A 20,163-nucleotide genomic window follows, 5' to 3' on the forward strand; every position below is an offset into this window, starting at 1 on the left:
TCATCTCCAGTCGGGGCGGCCTTCGGGCCGCCCTTTTTTTTGTCAGCGGCAATAGAGATAGCCGCCCTTTCGCTCCAGCACGTCGAGATGCAGGTGATCCTGATGGGTGGCGTCGCTGCCGGGCGAAAGAACCGTGCGGAAGAACAGGCAGGCGGCGGCGGTAATCGTGCGCTGGAAAGCGCCTTCCGGCGTTCCGTCCTCACCGCGCGGCTTCATCACCAGCGGCTCGCCCTTATCGAAGGCGATCGTGGAAATATCGACGGCATTGCCCCTGGCATGTTCGGAAATCTTGCCGTTTTCCGCGCTGTTGCGGTTACGGCAGATATAGGTCGAGGCATTGGCGATGGCCGTCACCTTTCTCTCAGGCAAAGCCAGAGCCGCAGCCGGCAGCATCATCTCCTTTGTCCAGCGGGAAAGCGCAAGCGCGGTTTCACAGCGCATGGTGCCTGAAGGTTCGAGCTTGATGCCCGGCAGCACCACGGAAAGCTCGACAGGCGCTTCGATGCCGCAGCCCTGCTCCTTGTCCCGGATCGGTTCAAGCTTTTTGAATTCTGCACCGATCTCCTTTAGTGCGCCAAGGCAGGCCTCAAGTGCCGCCGGGTCTTCCGGTTTCACCGGCTCCGGCGGCTTCTCCTCCGTTTTTTTCATCTCGTCGGCGGATTTCTGCTGTTCCCCGCCATCCTTGCCCTCGCCTTCCTTTTTGGGGTCATCGGACCCCTTGTCAGCGGGGCTCTTTTCGACATCCGGTTTCGACGCTTCCGGGACCTGCGGTTTCGGGACCGGCTTCGGTGCTTCCGCCGGGCTTTGCGGCACCTCGTCCGACGGCTTTTCCGAGGAGGTGGAGCATTGCCCCTCGCCCGGTTTCGGCTGCGGCACCGGCACCTGCGCCGACGGTTCAGAGGCGGAAATCAATGCGAGGGCGGTTGCCAGAAGACACAGGCGATGAAGCATTTTTCGGGGCACTCCTGACCGTTTCGGCAGGAGTGCAACGCCGCGGCGGCCCGTAAGGTTCAATCCCTCACCGAAATCCGCTTGCCAAGGCGGATCGTGCACGCTAACAATTTTCCCATGAATATCGTGTCTAAGAACATTGCTAGCTGGTGGTGGGGCAGCTTTTTGCGGCCTTGACCAGTCATGTCTTCAGACAAAGTCCAAGCCGCCCGAATTTTCAGGCGGCTTTTTTGTTATTTTGCCGCCTGTCATCGGGCCTGAACAACAGGAAGTACGAAAGAAATGGTAACGATCATTCAGGATGACGGAGCGGAGACCTACGAGACGAAGGGCGGCATCAAGGTCAGCCGGAAGCGCCGGCCCGCCGATTACGCCAACGCCATCGACAATTACGTCGAAAAGCTCGATTCGCATCGCGGCGCGGTGTTCTCGTCCAACTATGAATATCCCGGCCGCTACACCCGCTGGGACACGGCCATCATCGACCCGCCGCTCGGCATTTCCTGTTTCGGTCGCAAGATGTGGATCGAGGCCTATAATGGCCGTGGCGAAGTGCTGCTCGGCTTCATCACCGATAAACTGAAGGCGACGCCCGATCTCACGCTTGGCGCTTCCACCGCGCGCCGTCTCGACCTCACCGTCAACGAGCCGGACCGCGTTTTCACCGAGGAAGAACGCTCGAAGATCCCGACCGTCTTCACCGCGCTGCGCGCCATTGTCGACCTCTTCTATTCGAATGCGGATTCGGCCATCGGCCTGTTCGGCGCCTTTGGTTACGATCTCGCCTTCCAGTTCGACGCCATCAAGCTGTCGCTGGCACGGCCGGAAGACCAGCGCGACATGGTGCTGTTCCTGCCTGATGAAATCCTTGTCGTCGATCACTATTCCGCCAAGGCCTGGATCGACCGCTACGATTTCGAAAAGGCCGGTGTTACAACGGATGGGAAGTCTTCCGACATCACACCGGAGCCCTTCAAGACCACCGACACGATCCCGCCCAAGGGCGATCACCGTCCCGGCGAATATTCCGAACTTGTCGTGAAGGCCAAGGAAAGCTTCCGCCGCGGCGATCTGTTCGAGGTCGTTCCCGGCCAGAAGTTCATGGAACGTTGCGAAAGCAATCCATCGGCGATCTCCCGCCGCCTGAAGGCGATCAATCCCTCGCCCTATTCCTTCTTCATCAATCTCGGCCATCAGGAATATCTGGTCGGCGCCTCGCCGGAAATGTTCGTGCGCGTCTCCGGCCGCCGCATCGAGACCTGCCCGATCTCGGGCACCATCAAGCGCGGCGACGATCCGATTGCCGACAGCGAGCAGATCCTGAAGCTGCTGAATTCGAAAAAGGACGAATCCGAACTCACCATGTGCTCGGATGTCGACCGCAACGACAAGAGCCGCGTCTGCGAGCCGGGTTCGGTGAAGGTCATCGGCCGCCGCCAGATCGAGATGTATTCGCGCCTGATCCACACGGTCGACCACATCGAGGGCCGCCTGCGCGACGATATGGACGCCTTTGACGGCTTCCTCAGCCACGCCTGGGCCGTCACTGTCACCGGTGCGCCGAAACTGTGGGCCATGCGCTTCATCGAAGGCCATGAAAAGAGCCCGCGCGCCTGGTATGGCGGCGCAATCGGCATGGTTGGCTTCAACGGCGACATGAATACCGGGCTCACACTGCGCACCATCCGCATCAAGGACGGCATCGCGGAAGTGCGCGCCGGTGCGACGCTGCTCAACGATTCCAACCCGCAGGAAGAAGAAGCAGAAACCGAACTGAAGGCTTCCGCGATGATATCGGCCATTCGCGATGCCAAGGGCACCAACGCCGCTGCCACCAAGCGCGATGCGGCCAAGGTGGGCACCGGTGTGAAGATCCTGCTCGTCGACCACGAGGACAGCTTCGTGCATACGCTGGCGAATTATTTCCGCCAGACGGGCGCGACCGTCTCCACCGTCAGAACCCCGGTTGCCGCAGAGGTGTTCGATCGCTTCCAGCCCGATCTGGTTGTGCTTTCGCCCGGACCCGGCAGCCCGACGGACTTCGACTGCAAGGCGACGATCAAGGCCGCCTGCGCCCGCGAGCTGCCGATCTTCGGCGTCTGCCTCGGTCTTCAGGCTTTGGCGGAAGCCTATGGCGGCGAGCTTCGCCAGCTTGCGGTACCGATGCACGGCAAGCCGTCGCGCATCCGCGTGCTGGAGCCCGGCCTCGTCTTCTCCGGCCTCGGCAAGGAAGTGACGGTCGGCCGTTACCATTCGATCTTCGCCGACCCCACCACGCTTCCGCGTGATTTCATCATCACTGCGGAAAGCGAGGACGGCACGATCATGGGCATCGAACACGCCAAGGAGCCGGTGGCCGCCGTTCAGTTCCATCCGGAATCGATCATGACGCTCGGCCAGGACGCCGGCATGCGGATGATCGAGAACGTCGTGGTGCATCTGACCCGCAAGGCGAAGACAAAGGCTGCATGATGGCTGCTGCCGACGCCATCAGCATCGACCCCATCCGGGCGGAGCACGTTGAAAGCTTTCACCGTGCTCTCGATGCGGTATCGCGCGAGCGGAAATATCTGAGCTTCCTGGAGGCGCCGCCGCTCGATTCGGTTCGCGCCTTCGTTCTCGACATGATTGAAAACGACCATCCGCAATTCGTGGCGATTGCGGATGGCGAAGTGGCCGGCTGGTGCGATATTCGCCGCGGGAGCAGGGCAACCCGCAGCCATTGCGGCACGCTCGGCATGGGCATCCTGCCCGCCTATCGTGACAAGGGACTTGGCGCGCGGCTGATGCGGCGGACACTCGATGCCGCACGTCAATGCGGGCTGCATCGCGTCGAGCTAAGCGTGCATGCGGACAATGCGAGGGCAATTGCGCTTTATGAAAAGACCGGTTTTGTGCATGAAGGCCGGAGCCGCGATGCCGTTCTGATCGACGGGCGTTACATCGACAGCCTGAACATGGCGATCGTCTTCGGCAGCTAAATCCTCGGCAGCGAGGCGGAGATGCAGAGCGCGAACTTCTTCAGAAGCTGCGTGTCGAAATGCCCGTCCCGGCGCAGCATCCAGGTCAGCGCGTCATTCGCCGTCCAAGGTTTCTTGTAGGGCCGGACCGAGGTGACGGCATCGTATACATCGCAGATCGCTGCAATCCGCGCGTAAAGGCTGATCTCGCCGCCCGCGCGGCCGCTTGGATAACCGCCGCCATCCATCCGCTCGTGATGATTGAAGCAGACATCGATCACCATTTCGGGCATCTGCGCATTACGCGACAATATATCCCGGCCGAAGGCGGGATGGAGATTGATGATCTCCCGCTCGTTGGCGTTCAGCCCATCCGCCTTGTTGAGGATCGATGACGGGATTTCCACCTTGCCGATATCGTGCAGCAACCCGCTGATGCCGAGCAGATCGACCGTTCCCCTGTCGAGCCCGAGATAATTCCCGAAAAGGATCATCAGCCCGCTGACCGAGACCGAATGCACGAAGGTCGTTTCATCCTTCGATTTCAGGCGGGTGACGCCGATGAAAATCGCCGGATTCGACTGCACCGCATCGGAAATCTTGCCGGTGGCCGTTGCCATGCCTTTCAGCGAGACAGAACCGCCGGCCTCGGCGGAGGCAAAGGTCTCGGCAATCGCATCGGCGGCGGAGCGCACGGCGTGGGTGACGGCGGCAACGGTTTCCGGGCAATTGTCCGGCTGCGGCGAGACCGCTGCGGAACGGGCACTGCTTCCGGCGTCATATCCCTTGGCCGTGTTGATGATGATGCTCTCGGCGCCGCTCAATTTCAATTGACGCATCAATTCCTCATGCCGCAAAAGAAAGCGGTGCCGCTGCGAAAATCTCTGGTTCGAAAGCGTTCCTTCGACCGCTTCGACAAACATGCCAAGCGTCAGTTGCTGGGTGGAAATTCGTTTGAGCATCAGACGCTTTTATTTTCCTTCCCGGGAATGATAACCTGAACCACAATTCGCAAAAAAGTCGGCCTGAAACCGGCTAGACTATAGAGGTGAAGTCAAGCCTTCCCAAAGCCGCCTAAACTTGAACCCCGGTAGATTAGATAACACAAATATGAAAATTTTTTACTCAGGATATATTTAAAACTCAAGGAATCAACCTGAATAGACCAAGAAACAACCTTTGAATGTAAATAATAAAAACTCTCGTATACGACGTAAATCAGGAGCCGAAGAAACCCGCATGAATTCCAGACTTGAAACACGCATCGACCAGGGCACGGGCCGCGAGCCGGCGGACATGGTTCTCAAGGGCGGTCGCTTCTTCGACCTCGTCACCGGAGAACTCGTCGCATCGGATATCGCCATCTGCGGCGACATGATCGTTGGAACCTCGGAGGGTTACAAAGGCCGGCGCGAAATCGACATTTCCGGAAAAATCGTCGTCCCGGGCTTCATCGATACACATCTCCACATCGAATCGTCCCTCGTCACGCCGCACGAATTCGACCGCTGCGTTTTGCCCTATGGCGTCACGACCGCAATTTGCGATCCGCATGAGATCGCCAATGTTCTCGGCGTGGAAGGGCTTCAGTTCTTCCTCGACAGCGCCATGGAAACCATCATGGACATCCGCGTGCAGCTCTCCTCCTGCGTGCCCGCCACCCATCTGGAAACATCGGGCGCCGATCTGCCGATCGAAAAGCTGCTGCCGTTCCGAGGGCACCCAAAGGTCATCGGTCTCGCCGAATTCATGAATTTTCCGGGTGTCATCCACAAGGACCCGGTGTGCATGGCAAAGCTCGAGGCCTTTCAGGCCCAGCATATCGACGGGCATGCACCGCTTCTGTCCGGAACGGCGCTGAACGGTTATCTCGCCGCCGGCATCCGCACCGAACATGAATGCACGAGCGCCGCCGAAGCGCTCGAGAAAATCCGCAAGGGCATGCATATCCTGGTGCGCGAAGGCTCGGTCTCGAAGGACCTGCACGCCCTGATGCCCATCATCACCGAACGCCTGTCGCCCTATCTGGCGCTCTGTACCGATGATCGCAACCCGCTCGACATCGCCGAACAGGGCCATCTCGACTATATGATCCGCACGGCGATCGCCAGCGGCGTGGAACCGCTCGCCATCTACCGCGCCGCCTCGATTTCCGCCGCAAAAGCCTTTGGCCTGCGCGACCGCGGCCTTGTCGCACCGGGCTGGCGCGCCGATCTCGTGGTCGTCGACAGCCTGCAGAACTGCAAGGCCAGCATGGTGCTGTCCGGCGGACGAATCGTCGATGACGCCCTGTTTGCTACGCGCAAACCGGTCGCACCCGTCGGCCTCGACAGCGTCAAGGCAAGACCCGTACTCGCCTCGCATTTCGGTGTGCCGGTCACGGAGGGCGAAAGCCCCGTCATGGGCGTGCTCCCCGGCAAGATCATCACCGAGCACCGTCGCTACAGGCTGCCGACGGATGGCAATCAGACCACCGTCGATCTTGCGAACGACATCATCAAGGTCGCCGTCATCGAACGACACGGCAAGAACGGCAACCATGCCAATGGTTTCGTTCAGGGCTTCGGCCTGAAGAAAGGCGCCATCGCCTCAACCGTCGGCCATGACAGCCACAATATCTGCGTTGTCGGCGTGAGCGAAGACGACATGGCGCTGGCCGCCAACCGGCTCGGCGAAATCAAGGGCGGTTTCGTGGTGGTGGAAGACGGCAGGGTGACGGGCGAGATCGCTTTGCCCGTGGCAGGGCTGATGAGCCTCGAACCCTATGAAACCGTGCGCGATACGCTGCATACGCTCAGAAAAGCAGCCTATGCGCTCGGCACGACGCTGGAAGAACCCTTCCTGCAGGTCGCTTTCCTGCCGCTGCCCGTCATTCCGCATCTGAAGATTTCGGATATGGGCATGGTGGATGTGGACCGGTTTGCGCTGATCTGACCGGAGAAAATGCCTCGGCGGAAGACGGGAAACACGCATGAAACACCAACCTCCTCATTCCTGTGCTTGTCACGGGAATGAGGGAAGCAGGATGCGTAGCCAGCAGAGATCGCTGCATCTTCTGCTGCGCCTATACCCTCAATCCGAAGGCAGAAGCTTGCGGAAATAAACCACCCGCTGCGTTTCCTCAAATCCCAGCGCCGCATGCATACGATGTGAAGTGACATTGGAAATATCGGCATCGGAAGCAAGCTCGCTCACACCCTTGCCGGTCGCCCAACGGGTTACTTCGGCAATCAATGCCGCCGCAACGCCCTGTTTGCGAAACGCCTCCTCCACATAAACGCCTTCGAGAAACGCCACGGGCGAGGTGTCGCATCCGTTGACATAATCCCGCCGCAGGCTGGCTTCGGCAAAACCGATGGCCATGCCCGCCGGATCATAGGCAATAAATCCAACCTCATTGTCGGAGACGTCCTGCAATTCCGCCCGGTGTTCGGCGGGTGAAGCATCGGACCACAAGCGGTGCCGCAGGAGGGACCACTCATCGAGCGATATTTTGCCAGCCGTCTCGATGACAAATTGCCCACTCATGCGACGACCCCGCAAAACACATCCAGCCCATCGAGCTTCACCATCCCCGCATCGAAAAGCGGCGCAAAACCCGGCATCGGCAGGATGTCCGTGACGCGCATGGCCTTCGGCACGGGAAATTCCACTGCCTCGCGCGTCAGGTTAAAGACGAATAGCAGTTTCTCCTCACCCTTCTGTCGCGTAAAGGCCAGCACATCGAGATTGGTCTTGAGGAAATGCATGTCGCCGTCGCGCAGTGCGCCATGGCTTTTGCGGAAAGACAAGACAGCACGATAATGGTTCAGAACCGAGTCCGGCTTGCGCTCCTGCGCATCCACGGCCTGCATGGCATGAACATAGGGCACCGGCAGCCAGGGCTTTTCAGCGCTTGAAAAACCGGCATTCGGCTTGCCGGTCTCCCACACCATCGGCGTGCGGCATCCGTCCCGCCCCTTGAAGGCGGGCCAGAAGCGGATGCCGTAGGGATCGCGCAGATCCTCGAAGGCAAGTTCCGCCTCGGTCAAACCCAGCTCCTCGCCCTGATAGAGGCAGATGGAGCCGCGCAGGCTGGCGAGAACACAGATGGCGAGCTTCGCCACCCGTGTCTGTTCTTCAGCACCTTCGGAAAACCGGCTGAGGTGGCGCACCACATCGTGGTTGGAAAAGGCCCAGCACACCCAGCCATCCGTCACCACCTTGCCGAAGGTCTCGACCGAGGCGCGCAGATGCTTCGCGCTGAAATCCGGCCCCAGCAGGTCGAAAGTGTAGCACATGTTGAGCTTGTCGTTGCCGGACGTATAGGCCGCCACCGTCTTCAGCGACCGCGCCCCGTCTCCCACCTCGCCCACCGTGGCGCGGCCCTCATAGTCGTCTAGCAACGCGCGAAAACGCTTCAGGAAGGCCACGTTTTCCGGCCGCGTCTTGTCGTAGAGATGGTCCTGCATGCCATAGGGATTGACGTCGGACGCGTCGAGACCGAAACTCTCCTCGTCGAAGAGCGACGGGTTGTCGCGCAACAGCCTGTCGTGGAAATAATGGTTGACGGTATCGAGCCGGAAACCGTCCACACCGCGATCCAGCCAGAAGCGCACGGTTTCGAGAAGCGCATCCTGAACCTCGGGGTTGTGAAAATTCAGGTCCGGCTGCGAGGCGAGGAAGCTGTGCATGTAATATTGCTTGCGCACGCCGTCCCATTCCCAGGCCGGGCCGCCGAACACGGAAAGCCAGTTTGTCGGCGCCGTGCCATCCGGCTTGGGATTGGCCCAGACATACCAGTCGGCCTTGCTGTTGCTGCGACTGGCGCGGCTGTCCACGAACCAGGGATGCCGGTCGGACGTATGCGAAATGACCTGATCGATGATGACCTTCAGTCCCAGCCGGTGCGCCTCGGCCATCAGCGCATCGAAATCGGCAAGCGTGCCGAACATCGGATCGACATTGCAATAATCGGAGACATCATAACCCATATCGGCCATGGGCGAGGTGAAGAAGGGCGAAAGCCAGATGGCATCGACACCGAGCGAGGCGATATAGGGCAGGCGTTTCGTCACCCCGGCAAGATCGCCGTAACCGTCGCCGGTCGTGTCCTGAAACGAGCGCGGATAGACCTGATAGATCACCGCTCCCTTCCACCAGTCCGATTGCGCCTGGGATTTGTGGACCGGGGCATGGGTTAGCGGCATGGGCGATCTCCTGATGGTGGCCGGCGCATGTCTCCCAAAAGTGTGACGCGGTTTTGGGAAAGAGACATGCGTAAAAAAGAGACACGGCGCTTTCGCGATTCGAAGAAAAGCGAAAGCGCCGTGGCACGAGAATATAAAGCTGTCGCGGCCGCGTAAACCGGAACTTCGCACATGCACAAACGGCCACAACCGCCCTTGTCAGCAGCGCGCGCTCGTCGTAAGCCGCATGGCTGGAAAAAACGGGAGGATGACGGCGTGGGCGGACGGTTTCTGTCGATTGGCGAATGCATGGTGGAACTGTCGCAGGCCGGCAACGGGCTGCTGCGCAAGGGTTTTGCCGGCGATACCTTCAATACCGCCTGGTATGCCCGCGCCTGCCTGCCGGACGACTGGTCGGTCGATTATTTTACCGCACTCGGCGACGATCCTCTCTCTGAAGACATGCTCACCTTCATCGCCGATGCCGGCATCGGCACGGAAAAAATTCGCCGCATCAAGGGCGGTACGCCCGGCCTTTACCTCATCAACCTGAAGGACGGCGAGCGCACCTTCAGCTACTGGCGCAACGCCGCTGCGGCAAGGCAGCTGGCCGCTGACGCGGATCATCTGCGCAAAACGGTGGAAAGCGCCGATGTCGTCTATTTCTCCGGCATCACCCTCGCCATTCTCGCCTCCGCCCATGATGTCGATACGTTTCTGGCCGAACTGCGCCGCGCCAGGGCGGCGGGCAAGCTGGTGGTCTTCGACCCCAACATCCGCCCGCGCCTGTGGGCGGACAGGGATGTAATGCTCGAGACCATCTCCAACGGCGCCCGCGCCGCAACGCTGGTCATGCCGAGCTTCGATGACGAAGCCAGCCATTTCGGCGACGCCTCCGTGGAAGCGACCATCGACCGTTACCGTTCGCTCGGCGTCGAAAACATCGTCGTGAAGGACGGCGCCAAGGGTGCGACGCTCGATTTTAGCGGCAGCCGCAGCCACGCCCCGGCGGTGAAGGCCGTGGAGGTGGTGGACACGACGAGCGCCGGCGACAGCTTCAACGGCGCGTTCCTGGCCTGTTACGTGACAGGCAGCTCTCCCGAAGAGGCCGCCACTTTCGCCGCAAGGGCCGCCGCAACCGTCATCGGCCATCACGGCGCGCTGATCAGCCCCGAGCTGCTGCCATTGGTGGGATAGGCCTCTCAGCCCGCCTCCCCGCCGTCACAGACCCTGACATGATCCTGTAACACGCACCCCGCATATACGGGCAGAAGCCGGGCAATGGGGATTCGCCCGCGCGCAGATGAGCAGGATCAGTGTTTCATGACGAGAATCACGATTGTCACAGATGCCTGGCACCCGCAGGTCAACGGCGTGGTTCGCTCGATAGAAAACACCAATACCGAACTCGCGCGGCTCGGCATCGATGTGCGCATGGTCACGCCGCAGAGTTTCTATAGCATCCCCTGCCCGACCTATCCGGAAATCCGCCTCTCGGTCGCCGGTTATCGCCGTGTGGCGGCGGAGATCGAAAAAAGCCAGCCTTCCTTCGTGCATATTGCCACGGAAGGGCCGCTCGGCTTCATGGCGCGGCGCTGGTGCGTGAAGAACCGCATGCGTTTTTCCACCAGCTATCACACCCGCTTTCCCGAATATGTGGCGGCGCGTTTTCCGGTTCCGGAAAGCTGGCTCTACGCCTTCGTGCGCTGGTTCCACAATGGCGGCAATACCTGCATGGTGGCGACGCCGAGCCTTGAGACCGAACTGGAAGCGCGCGGCGTGCGCAACCTGAAGCGCTGGAGCCGCGGCATCGACGCCGAGCTTTTCCATCCGCGCCCGAAAGCAAAACTGCCCTTCGACCTGCCGAGACCGATTTTCATGACGGTAGGACGTGTGGCGGTGGAGAAGAACCTGCCGGAATTCCTGGAGCTGGACCTGCCGGGATCGAAGGTCGTCATCGGCGACGGTCCGGCCCGCCAGGAATTGCAGGAAAAATATCCTGATGTGCTGTTCACCGGCGTCAAGACCGGCGAGGAGCTGGCCGACGCCTATGCGCAGGCCGATGTCTTCGTATTCCCTTCGAAGACCGATACATTCGGCAACACCATTCTGGAAGCGCTGGCAAGCGGCGTGCCCGTGGCCGCCTTCCCGGTCACCGGACCGATCGACATTCTCGGCGGCAATCCCGCCGCCGGCGCGCTGGATGACAATCTTCGCGATGCCTGTTTGGCGGCGCTTCATTGTTCGCCCCAGGCGGCGCTGGCGCTTTCCAAAAGCTACAGCTGGGAAAAGGCGTCCAGGCAATTCCTCGACAATGTCATCCATGCCGCCGGGAAATCGCTGCCGCTGTTATCCCGTTCGCAACTGGCATGAAGGCAATCCCCGAGATTTTCTGCGGGAATAGTGGACGAAACGAAGCAGGAATGTCACAAGGCGATCAGGACGCGACTGCCGTTATCTTTAGAACGGGGTCGGGCTGCTGATTGACGTCAGGCGGCTGCCGCGAGAACACGCTGGCCGTCCTCTGTTTCCGGATGATACCGCCATTTTCAGATGCCGCTTCAGGATAAGGGAAGCAGTTCTTTCTGCTGGGCCGCGCACCAGTGATTGATCTTCTCGATAATATCCTTTGGAGCCATCGGCAGGGCGCTATTGGGTATGACGACCACCGTTCCGTGGAAAACCAGCACCAGACTGTCCGGCGGCGTGATGGCAATGTGATAGCGCGCCCAGCTCAGCTGCACCGTGTCCAGCCGTGTCACCTGCCTGTAGCCCTGAGGTCCGATCTCTATCTGCGTCTGCGGCGTATACATTCGCTCGTTGGCGATATTCCAGTGCGCCAGAACCTCGTAATAGGATTTCGCCTCCCGTCTCGCGCCCTGCCAGATAATGCACCAGATGGCAAGGGCCACAAACGGTGCAGGGGCGAACACCCAATAACCGACCACCGGCCAGACGCCCGGGAACCACGGCAGGCTTATCGAATAGATGAAGGCCGCAGCCAGTCCGGCGAACAACGACAGCTTGACTCGCGCCGAGGAAAAATGGCGAGCCCAGGACCTGTCGAAAATCATGCTGTAATTTTCATAGGCCTGATGTTGATAACCATGGACATAGGAAGGGACATGTTTCGGGTCGGGCGTGAAGCTTATTGAAATCGTGTCATCGGCCATAGGAGCGTCATTCCCGTTCCTGTTGAGTCCAATCTGCGTGGCAACGTCGCCCTTATAAATCAAAGAACGCTCACTGCCAAAGCCTTCGGGACCGGCGCTATGGCGCGTGACCTGCCTTCACCATGCTCCGGTGAGCATCTGGCCGGAAAGCGGCACGGTCCGCGCCTTGCCGTCGCGATCCGTTACCGAAAGCGAGGCGGCCATCTGCTTCGGCGATTTGCGGAACCAGTTGGCGGCAACGCTCGCCATATCGCCGATCATTGCCTGCCTGTGCCAGTCGGCAAAGCGCTTGGCCGTGGCTTCAGGTTCGGAACGATAGAAGAAATCGCCGGATTGCCCGAGATCGTTGATGGAGGCCGCCATGGCGACAAGCGGCCGCTGGAACATTTTCGCCGGCACCGAGAGCCCATCGGCGCCTTCCGAAAATGCCGGCGCCATGAAGTCGACCGCCCAGCCATCCGCCTCCACCCAGCAGTGGAAATTCTCGCCCGCACCCGTCACATAACCGTCTTCACGATGATCGGCGAAGAGCAAAACCGTGCCGCCGAGATTATAGGCCGCAAGCCCGCCCTTCGGCACGGCCTTCAGCTTGTAATGCTGCTGCAGGATGAAAGCGCCGAAGGTGCTGAAATACATCGAGGCCGAAGCGGGATCGGCATTCTGGCTGATGAGCAGGCTGTTGATGACGCGGTAAATCCGGTGATAGTCGGTCTGCTTGATCAGCATGGTCTTTTACTCTTCAAAACAAGGCGTTGGATGAGCGTCCGCCGCTTGTTTCTTCTCCCCGAGGGGGAGAAGTCCGCGGCAGCGGGATGAGGGGGCGAGGCCAGTGATATACGGAGAGCTTGCCCCCTCATCCGACCCTTCGGGCCACCTTCTCCCCGGCGGGGAGAAGAAACAGCCCGCAACGCCTCCGCGTCAAGTCACCGCTTCTTCTTCGCCTTGCTCTCGAACGGATTGTCCGAACCGCGATAATGCACACGGATCGGCACGCCCGGCATGTCAAAATCCTTGCGCAGACCGTTCACCAGATAACGCGTATAGCTTTCCGGAATAGCTTCCGGCCGCGTGCAGGAAATCATGAAGGCCGGCGGGCGGGCCTTTACCTGCGTCATATATTTCAGCTTCAGGCGGCGGCCGGAAACGGCCGGCGGCGGATGCTGCGTCGTCTGCGAATCCAGCCAGCGGTTCAGCTTGGCCGTGGAGATGCGGCGGTTCCAGACCTTGTCGGTATCGATGATGTTCTGCATCAGCCGGTCGAGGCCATAACCCGTCTGGCCGGAAATCGGCACGGCGCGAATGCCGCGCGCCTGCGGCAGCAGACGCTCGGTCTTTTCACGCAAATCGGCCAGATAGGCCTGCGGGTCTTCCACCAGATCCCACTTGTTGAAGGCGAGCACGGCGGCGCGGCCTTCGCGGATGACGAGATCGACCAGCTGCAAATCCTGCTTTTCGAAGGGAATGGTGCTGTCGAACACGATCACCACGGTTTCCGCAAAGCGGATGGAGCGCAGCGAATCCGCCACAGAAAGCTTTTCCAGCTTCTCCGTCACCTTGGCCTTGCGGCGCATGCCGGCCGTATCGAACATCTTGATGGTGCGGCCGCGCCAGTCCCATTCGACCGAAATACTGTCGCGGGTAATGCCGGCTTCCGGGCCGGTCAGCAGCCGGTCTTCGCCGAGGAAACGGTTGATGAGCGTGGACTTGCCCGCATTCGGCCGGCCGATAATGGCGACGCGCAACGGCTTGGTCTCATCGTAAACCGGCTCTTCGTCTTCTTCGTCCTCACTGCCCGGCTCGCTGCGCGGCAGAACGATATCCGTCTCCGCCTCATCCACTTCAGGCGGGAAAGCGACGTCTTCGCCGATTGCCTCAACAATGGCGTCGCGCAGGTCGATCATGCCCTGACCGTGTTCGGCCGAGATCGGGCACGGATCGCCGAGGCCGAGCGTGAAGGCGTCGTAGAAACCGGCGTCCGAGCCGCGCGCCTCGGACTTGTTGGCCACCAGCACCACCGGCTTGCCGCGGCGGCGCAGCATCTCGGCCAGCGTCTCGTCGGCCGGCGTCAGGCCCGCCTTGGCGTCCACGACAAACAGCGTCACGTCGGCATCGTCAATCGCCGCTTCGGTCTGCGCCCACATGCGGCCCTGAAGCGTTTCCGGTCCGGACTGCTCCAGACCGGCGGTATCGATGATGGTGAAACGCAGGTCGACGAGCTTCGCCTCGCCGGGGCGGCGGTCACGGGTCACGCCGGGCGTGTCATCCACCAAGGCCAGCTTCTTTCCGACCAGACGGTTGAAAAGCGTGGACTTGCCGACATTGGGGCGCCCGACTATGGCGACGGTGAAGCTCATTGATCCTGGTTCCCTAGAGCAAGTCTGCCCAAAACGTTACCTGTTTTGGGCAAAGGACATGCGTAAAATAAAGAGTTGGATCGCTTTGGCAATGCGAAGAAATGCCGGGGCGATCCTGCGTGGCAAAGCGGCCTTAAGCAGCCTTGCCCGAAGCGGTGATATTGTCGAGCATGATCTGCGCGCGGTTCGTCACGTTGCGCGGCGCCTGCGCGTCGCTGACGATCTGCTCGAACCATTGTTTGGCCTTGGCGAAATCGCCGGCCTTGTAGGCGGCGAGGCCCAGGGCCTCACGGGCGGAAGCGCGCATGGTCTGGCCTTCGGCGCTGAGCGGCTCGGCCAGCGCCACGACCTGGTCATAGGTGCCGTTATCGACCAGCAGCCAGGCCGCGCGCACCCTGGCGGTATCGCGGAAGACCTGCGGCGCGGAGGTGTCGTTGCCGATGGCGGTGAAGGCGGCGATGGCGCCTGCCGCATCACCCTTCTGCGCAAGCAGCGTGGCGGAGCGGAACTTCGCCAGAACAGGGTAATTGCCGTGACCGGAGGTTTCGAGATCGGCAAAGGCCTTCAGCGCCTCATCCGTCTTGTTTTCGGAAGCGAGCTTCAGCGCTGCAAGGAACTGGTCGCCGGAATTGGACGCGCGGCTGGTGTTCCAGTATTCATAGATGCCGGCGCCGGCAGCGCCAAGAACCACGAGAACGGCGGCGCCCGCGACCACGATACCGTACCGGCCCCAGAAGCGCGACAGCTGTTCGGAACGGATCTGCTCGTTCACTTCGCGGATAAAGGTATCATTTTCGTTTGCCATCAAATTCTCCGTTACCCGCGCGGAGATCGTTTCCGATCCATCCATCCGCGGACATACCAAGCCGCTTACCCGGGTCAGCAAAAGCAAGGCCAGCCGGGTCATGGTCGGCCTTCTAGCCTATTTTGCCTGATATGTAAGGGGGAAACGTTGATTTCCTACATGGCGATGGGCTGAACGCCGATCAACCATTCGTGCAGTTTCAGGATGAAAGCACCCCACAGGACGATGCCGCCGACGATGGCCACCAGATCGTAGCGGCTGGAAACGAAGTCGCGGACCACTTTTTCGCCCGCGCGTTCCCGGCGCTTCAGCGAAATCCGCATCACCACGCCCCAGGCAAGGAACGATGCGAAAAGAAGGATCGAAGACGTCTCGCCATTGGCAAGGAGATGCGCAAGCGCCCAGATCTTGACCGAGAGGATGAGCGGATGTTTCGTCTTCGTCGCGATGTGGCCAGCCGGTATGAGGCTGGCGATAAGACAGATCATCGCCGGCAGCATCAGGGTCACGGCGATGTGGCTCATCCAGACCGGCGGATACCACAACATTCCGGTTTCCTGCCGTGCTTCGCCGAAGGCATAGATGACGAGGCCGAGCGTGACGAGGCTAACGGCGGAATAAACGCCCTTGAAGGGGCCTTCGCCCATCGACGCGATCATGCGGGCGCGAAATTGCGGCGCGACCACCTTCAGAAGATGGGTCAGCAGGAACAAGGCAAGACAGAGTGCGAGAAAAAGCATGGAACACGGTCCCCCGGTGGAACGAAGCGGCCCTATCACCGCAGTTGAGAACAGGAATTAGGCTGAAAGTCATGAAAATGCCAGACTATTCAAAGCTTCGCCTTATTCCACCCGCAAAAGGCCACCGTGTTTCATATGACGGATAACTGATGTTTCGCTCACTTGCCGCTTTTTCCCTGTCGTTTCTCACCGCCCTTCCCGCTTTTGCCGAAGAGGCGCAGAAACCGAAGCAGCTCGTCATCGTGTCCTTCGACGGGGCGGGCGACAATACGCTGTGGGACAGAAGCCGTGCGACGGCCAAGGAAGTCGGCGCGCATTTCACCTATTTCCTTGCCTGCACGCTGGTGATGGACCGGAAGACCAGCGCCAAGACCTATCAGGGACCCGGCCAGAAGGCGGGCCGCTCCAATATCGGCTTCGGCCAGTCACCTGAAGAGGTGGAAACCCGGCTCCGCAACATCTGGACGGCCTATCGCGAAGGCCACGAGATCGGCAGCCACACCTGCGGCCATTTCGATGGCGGGCAATGGACGGCCGAACAATGGGACGGCGAATTCACCACCTTCACCAGCACGCTGGAAAACGCCTGGCAGATGATCGGCAAGAAGGGCGAGGAACCCGAAGGCTGGCGCGACATGGTGAAGAACATCGACGGCTTCCGCGCACCCTATCTTTCGCAGGGACCGGCGCTGACCGCCGCGCAGAAAAAGCACGGCTTCATCTACGACGCCACCAGCGTCACCAAGGGGCCGGAATGGCCGGTGAAACGCGACGGCATCGCGCATTTCGGCCTGCCGCTCATTCCGGAAGGTCCGGGCAACCGCCCGATCATCGCCATGGATTACAATCTCTTCATCCGCCACTCCATCGGCGTCGAGACGCCGGAGCGTTCCAGGGAATTCGAGGACCGCGCCTATACGGCCTTCCGCAACGCATTCGACAGGCAATATAATGGCGAGCGCATTCCGCTACAGATGGGCTTCCACTTCGTGAAGATGAATGGCGGCGCCTATTGGAACGCCTATGAGCGGCTGCTGCGTGAAGTCTGCGGCAGGCAGGATGTCGCCTGTGTGAGCTATGCCGAGGCGATGCCGATGATCGAGGCGCGGAAGAAGCAGAAGACCGAGGGCTGAAGCCCTTCAAAACAGGTGAAAAAGGCGGCCGAACGGCCGCCTTTTCTGTTTTACGGACGGTTGGCCTCCATCGGGCCGCCAGCCGCCTCGCGCTGCAGATAACGCTCGTCGATATCAGGCAGCGGCTGATCGTCAATCGCCGATTCGAAAGCAACCAGACGTTTGCGGATCGAAAGGAGCTCGATGATCGTCGACCAGGAGCTCACCAGATACTGGAAGCTGTCGCTGACCTGACCGAAGGCGGTGGCGATCTGCTGCCAGATACCCATGGTGATCTTGGCGGCCACGATGGTGGGGATCAGCATGAAGGTCAGGATAAGGGCGTCGAGCTGACCGAAGGTGTAGCGGGCAACGTTGAAATAGAGATAGTGGAAATACATGCGGAAATAGTTCTTCCGCACATTTGCGAAGAGTTCGCGCATGGTCGGCGGCTGGGCGCGGTCTGCATGGTCCTCGCCATAGACCAGTTCCTTGCGGAAGGCCGCCTCGACACGCTGGTTGCGGAATTGCAGGCCCGGCAGCTTCATACCGACAACGGCCAGCAATACCGTGCCGAAAACCGACCACAACAGAGCAAGCCAGAAAAGCGAATGCGGGATGGCGCCAAGGAAGGGCAGTTCCGTGACATGCGCCGACATCTGAAACAGAAGCGGCAGAAACACCACCAGCGTCATCACCGAATTGATGAGGACCACACCCAGGCCCTCGACGATGGATGCAAATCGCATCGTATCTTCCTGCACACGCTGCGAAGCGCCTTCGATATGACGCAGCTTCTCCCACTTCGACAGATAGAAATCATTCATGGCGGTACGCCAACGGAACACGTAGTGGCTGGTGAAAAAGGCGGTGATGACGTTCATCGCCACGCCAACCATGCCGATTTCGAAAAACCGCAACTGAAGCGAATAGAACTGCCCTGCCGTAATGCCGGGCTGGCTTTCAAGCGCACGCTGGAAGAGGTCGAAGAACGGACCACGCCAGTTATTGATCGCAACCGAGACCTGCACGGCAAAATAGGCGATGAAGATGATGAAGGCCGAACCCCAGATGGACCAGTTCGTCCAGGGGTGGTCCTTGGCGATCAATTGCCAGGTGACACCAAAAATCCCGACGAAGATCGTGAAATAGAGATAGAACCAGACATTATCCCGCGAGAAAAAATACGCGATGCCGAGGGGAGCGCTTTCTCCGGGGGCCAGAGGCGGCATTCCGAGGGCAGCGCCCAGTTGCGGACCGATACTGTACCACACCAGAATACACACGACTGTCCACAAGGCGGCGGAGGTGAAGAACAATTTCGGTTTGGGAAAGAAGGAATGAAACAAGTTTCGAACTCACGCGCGTTTGAAATCAGCCATTATTGGCGAAGCACTGGATGGCCCGAACCTAGGGCAGAAATTTGTGCACAGCAACGACGAAGCGCTGACCTTAACAAGATGTAAGGCGCAGGTGGCGGGCGATGCCCAACGGAAACACCAGATTAAAGGCAGGAAAAGACGGCCAGCGGCCTAACGGAGCCGCTCTGCGGCGAGCACCGGCAGCATCAGCAGAATGCTGACGACGAGCACGGCCGAAGCGAGAATGCTGGGGGCGGTAAAACTTCCCGTTACCTCGGCAATCCAGCCGGCGGCGAGTGGCCCAACGATCTGGCCCGTCCCGAAAGCGGCCGTCATCAGCGCAAAGGCGCGACGCGGGCTCGGCCCGGCAAATTCCCGACCGAGCTGCAGGCCATAAGCGGTGATGACCATGAAGGTCAGCCCGAGAAGCAGGCCTCCGGCGAGAACACCCGGCACCGGCGGCAACATGACGGAAGCGAAGACGCCGGCGGCTTCCACGGCAAGAACGATGACGAAGGCGCGTTTCAGCCCCTGCGATTTCAAGACCGGTTTCCAGAGGAAAAGCGAAATGGCGGCGGCGCAGCCGGTGATGAACCAGGCCAGAAACTCCACGAAAGCGCCGGCGGCGGCCATGCGGGCGATCGCCACGATGAAGGTGGCGGTGATGACATAACCGAAGCCAAAAAGCCCATAGGCCAGCGTCGTCAGGAAGAGCGGCCGCGTCCAGTGGAGCGGCGGCTCCGCAACAGAGGATGCATGTCGCGGCGGGCCTGCGGGCAGCACCCGCCAGACGAGAATGAATGTGATGAAGGAAAAGACAGCACCTGCGATCCACTCCTCCCGCCATGAGGAGCCGCCGCCGTCAAAAACGACGCCGATCAGATAGACCGCAAGCGAGGAGATCGCGATGCCCGCACCGACACCGCCATAATGCAGCGCCTGAACGCTGTCCCTGCCCGCCTTGACGGCATGGCCGATAACGATCTGCGAGGTGAAGATCATGGTCAGCGCGCTGGCGACACCGGCCAGAAACCGGATGACGGTGAAAGCCGCGACGGAGTTGAAAGCCGCCATGGCAAGCAACAATGCGCCGGTGGAAAACAGGCCACAAAGCGCCACCAGCCGTTCCCGTCCCGAACCCCATGAATAGGCCGCCAGAACCGCCCCGGCCAGATAACCGGCGAAGTTACCCGCCGCCACGATCCCCGCATCCCCCGCCGAAAGCGGAACATCCGCCATCATGCCGGGCAGAATGGGGGTGAAGGAAAAGCGGCCGAAACCCATGGCGGAGGCCATCATCAGCGCCCCGGAAAACCCGAGTGCGGTCAGATGTCTGGCGGAAAGTGGCTTGTCGATGCTCATGCATGGCTTATCGCAACCGGGCGGATGAGGGACAAGCGAGTTATTTTGATCGGCGTTATAAGCGGTCGTTATCTGTCATGAATCGTCGGATGTTGCCGCTTGTTTCTTCTCCCCGCCGGGGAGAAGGTGGCCCGAAGGGTCGGATGAGGGGGCAAGCTCTCCGAAATCCAGCGAGGG

General features: G+C 60.4%; 17 protein-coding genes. 6 read left to right on the forward strand and 11 right to left on the reverse strand.

The features are described from left to right. Positions 1-42 precede the first annotated feature (42 nt). Entirely contained in the window at positions 43-951 is a 909-nt protein-coding gene (locus N5D22_RS23715) for an extensin family protein (RefSeq protein ID WP_279658354.1), read from the reverse strand. Between the two features lie 282 nt (positions 952-1,233). Between N5D22_RS23715 and N5D22_RS23720 the strand changes: the two genes are divergently transcribed. Beyond that, positions 1,234-3,423: an anthranilate synthase gene (locus tag N5D22_RS23720; RefSeq protein WP_279658355.1), complete on the forward strand. Its 2,190-nt coding sequence runs from the start codon at positions 1,234-1,236 to the stop codon at positions 3,421-3,423. Next, positions 3,420-3,932 (forward strand): GNAT family N-acetyltransferase, encoded by a 513-nt coding sequence (locus tag N5D22_RS23725; RefSeq protein WP_279658356.1) that lies wholly within the window; start codon positions 3,420-3,422, stop codon positions 3,930-3,932. Before N5D22_RS23720 ends, N5D22_RS23725 begins: the two co-directional genes overlap by 4 nt. Here the strand turns inward: N5D22_RS23725 and N5D22_RS23730 are convergent. Next, complete coding sequence (locus N5D22_RS23730; RefSeq protein ID WP_279658357.1) at positions 3,929-4,873, reverse strand: HD-GYP domain-containing protein; 945 nt, start codon at positions 4,871-4,873, stop codon at positions 3,929-3,931. The two genes, N5D22_RS23725 and N5D22_RS23730, sit on opposite strands and share 4 nt — an antisense overlap. 277 nt (positions 4,874-5,150) lie before the next feature. Here N5D22_RS23730 and ade point away from each other — a divergent pair, with 277 nt between their 5' ends. Then, positions 5,151-6,845: an adenine deaminase gene (ade, locus tag N5D22_RS23735; protein ID WP_279658358.1), complete on the forward strand. Its 1,695-nt coding sequence runs from the start codon at positions 5,151-5,153 to the stop codon at positions 6,843-6,845. A gap of 138 nt (positions 6,846-6,983) precedes the next feature. Here ade and aac(6') read toward each other — a convergent pair whose 3' ends face one another. Together aac(6') and N5D22_RS23745 are read right to left on the reverse strand one after the other, a co-directional pair. Continuing rightward, on the reverse strand, positions 6,984-7,439 hold the full coding sequence (gene aac(6') / locus N5D22_RS23740; RefSeq protein ID WP_279658359.1) for an aminoglycoside 6'-N-acetyltransferase: 456 nt from the start codon (positions 7,437-7,439) through the stop codon (positions 6,984-6,986). After that, entirely contained in the window at positions 7,436-9,100 is a 1,665-nt protein-coding gene (locus N5D22_RS23745) for an alpha-glucosidase family protein (protein WP_279658360.1), read from the reverse strand. The genes aac(6') and N5D22_RS23745 overlap by 4 nt, the downstream gene beginning before the upstream one ends. Positions 9,101-9,355: 255 nt before the next feature. Here N5D22_RS23745 and N5D22_RS23750 point away from each other — a divergent pair, with 255 nt between their 5' ends. Further along, a complete protein-coding gene (locus tag N5D22_RS23750) occupies positions 9,356-10,276 on the forward strand; it encodes a sugar kinase (RefSeq protein WP_279658361.1) in 921 nt (306 codons plus the stop codon). 126 nt (positions 10,277-10,402) lie between these two features. After that, positions 10,403-11,452, forward strand: coding sequence for a bifunctional monoglucosyl/glucuronosyl diacylglycerol synthase (locus tag N5D22_RS23755; RefSeq protein WP_279658362.1), 1,050 nt, complete (start codon positions 10,403-10,405; stop codon positions 11,450-11,452). Positions 11,453-11,640: 188 nt separating this feature from the next. Here N5D22_RS23755 and N5D22_RS23760 read toward each other — a convergent pair whose 3' ends face one another. The 5 genes from N5D22_RS23760 to N5D22_RS23780 form a co-directional block, all read right to left on the reverse strand. Then, entirely contained in the window at positions 11,641-12,252 is a 612-nt protein-coding gene (locus N5D22_RS23760) for a hypothetical protein (RefSeq protein WP_279658363.1), read from the reverse strand. Positions 12,253-12,369: 117 nt separating this feature from the next. Next, positions 12,370-12,978, reverse strand: coding sequence for a DUF2026 family protein (locus N5D22_RS23765; RefSeq protein WP_279658364.1), 609 nt, complete (start codon positions 12,976-12,978; stop codon positions 12,370-12,372). Positions 12,979-13,175: 197 nt separating this feature from the next. Continuing rightward, entirely contained in the window at positions 13,176-14,606 is a 1,431-nt protein-coding gene (gene der / locus N5D22_RS23770) for a ribosome biogenesis GTPase Der (RefSeq protein WP_279658365.1), read from the reverse strand. A 133-nt stretch (positions 14,607-14,739) separates the two neighbouring features. Then, complete coding sequence (locus N5D22_RS23775) at positions 14,740-15,411, reverse strand: tetratricopeptide repeat protein (RefSeq protein WP_279658366.1); 672 nt, start codon at positions 15,409-15,411, stop codon at positions 14,740-14,742. 155 nt (positions 15,412-15,566) lie between these two features. Beyond that, complete coding sequence (locus N5D22_RS23780) at positions 15,567-16,151, reverse strand: NnrU family protein (RefSeq protein WP_279658367.1); 585 nt, start codon at positions 16,149-16,151, stop codon at positions 15,567-15,569. 149 nt (positions 16,152-16,300) lie between these two features. Between N5D22_RS23780 and N5D22_RS23785 the strand changes: the two genes are divergently transcribed. Beyond that, the gene (locus N5D22_RS23785) at positions 16,301-17,284 is read left to right on the forward strand and encodes a polysaccharide deacetylase (RefSeq protein ID WP_279658368.1); all 984 of its coding nucleotides are present in this window, start codon (positions 16,301-16,303) and stop codon (positions 17,282-17,284) included. Between the two features lie 50 nt (positions 17,285-17,334). Here the strand turns inward: N5D22_RS23785 and sbmA are convergent, their stop codons facing one another. Together sbmA and N5D22_RS23795 are read right to left on the reverse strand one after the other, a co-directional pair. Further along, positions 17,335-18,612, reverse strand: a complete 1,278-nt coding sequence (sbmA, locus tag N5D22_RS23790; protein ID WP_279658369.1) for a peptide antibiotic transporter SbmA — start codon at positions 18,610-18,612, stop codon at positions 17,335-17,337. Between the two features lie 183 nt (positions 18,613-18,795). Continuing rightward, positions 18,796-19,986 (reverse strand): MFS transporter, encoded by a 1,191-nt coding sequence (locus N5D22_RS23795; RefSeq protein ID WP_279658370.1) that lies wholly within the window; start codon positions 19,984-19,986, stop codon positions 18,796-18,798. Positions 19,987-20,163 lie beyond the last annotated feature (177 nt).

The organism is Agrobacterium sp. GD03872, from assembly GCF_029840625.1.
Classification (GTDB): Bacteria; Pseudomonadota; Alphaproteobacteria; order Rhizobiales; family Rhizobiaceae; genus Agrobacterium; species Agrobacterium fabrum_A.

Bases quoted from the DNA above. Each gene is read 5' to 3' on its own strand.
- N5D22_RS23715 (WP_279658354.1), bottom strand. From the start codon at position 951: ATGCTTCATCGCCTGTGTCTTCTGGCAACCGCCCTCGCATTGATTTCC.
- N5D22_RS23720 (WP_279658355.1), top strand. From the start codon at position 1,234: ATGGTAACGATCATTCAGGATGACGGAGCGGAGACCTACGAGACGAAG.
- N5D22_RS23725 (WP_279658356.1), top strand. From the start codon at position 3,420: ATGATGGCTGCTGCCGACGCCATCAGCATCGACCCCATCCGGGCGGAG.
- N5D22_RS23730 (WP_279658357.1), bottom strand. From the start codon at position 4,873: ATGCTCAAACGAATTTCCACCCAGCAACTGACGCTTGGCATGTTTGTC.
- ade (WP_279658358.1), top strand. From the start codon at position 5,151: ATGAATTCCAGACTTGAAACACGCATCGACCAGGGCACGGGCCGCGAG.
- N5D22_RS23745 (WP_279658360.1), bottom strand. From the start codon at position 9,100: ATGCCGCTAACCCATGCCCCGGTCCACAAATCCCAGGCGCAATCGGAC.
- N5D22_RS23755 (WP_279658362.1), top strand. From the start codon at position 10,403: ATGACGAGAATCACGATTGTCACAGATGCCTGGCACCCGCAGGTCAAC.
- N5D22_RS23760 (WP_279658363.1), bottom strand. From the start codon at position 12,252: ATGGCCGATGACACGATTTCAATAAGCTTCACGCCCGACCCGAAACAT.
- N5D22_RS23765 (WP_279658364.1), bottom strand. From the start codon at position 12,978: ATGCTGATCAAGCAGACCGACTATCACCGGATTTACCGCGTCATCAAC.
- der (WP_279658365.1), bottom strand. From the start codon at position 14,606: ATGAGCTTCACCGTCGCCATAGTCGGGCGCCCCAATGTCGGCAAGTCC.
- N5D22_RS23775 (WP_279658366.1), bottom strand. From the start codon at position 15,411: ATGGCAAACGAAAATGATACCTTTATCCGCGAAGTGAACGAGCAGATC.
- N5D22_RS23780 (WP_279658367.1), bottom strand. From the start codon at position 16,151: ATGCTTTTTCTCGCACTCTGTCTTGCCTTGTTCCTGCTGACCCATCTT.
- N5D22_RS23785 (WP_279658368.1), top strand. From the start codon at position 16,301: ATGTTTCGCTCACTTGCCGCTTTTTCCCTGTCGTTTCTCACCGCCCTT.
- N5D22_RS23795 (WP_279658370.1), bottom strand. From the start codon at position 19,986: ATGAGCATCGACAAGCCACTTTCCGCCAGACATCTGACCGCACTCGGG.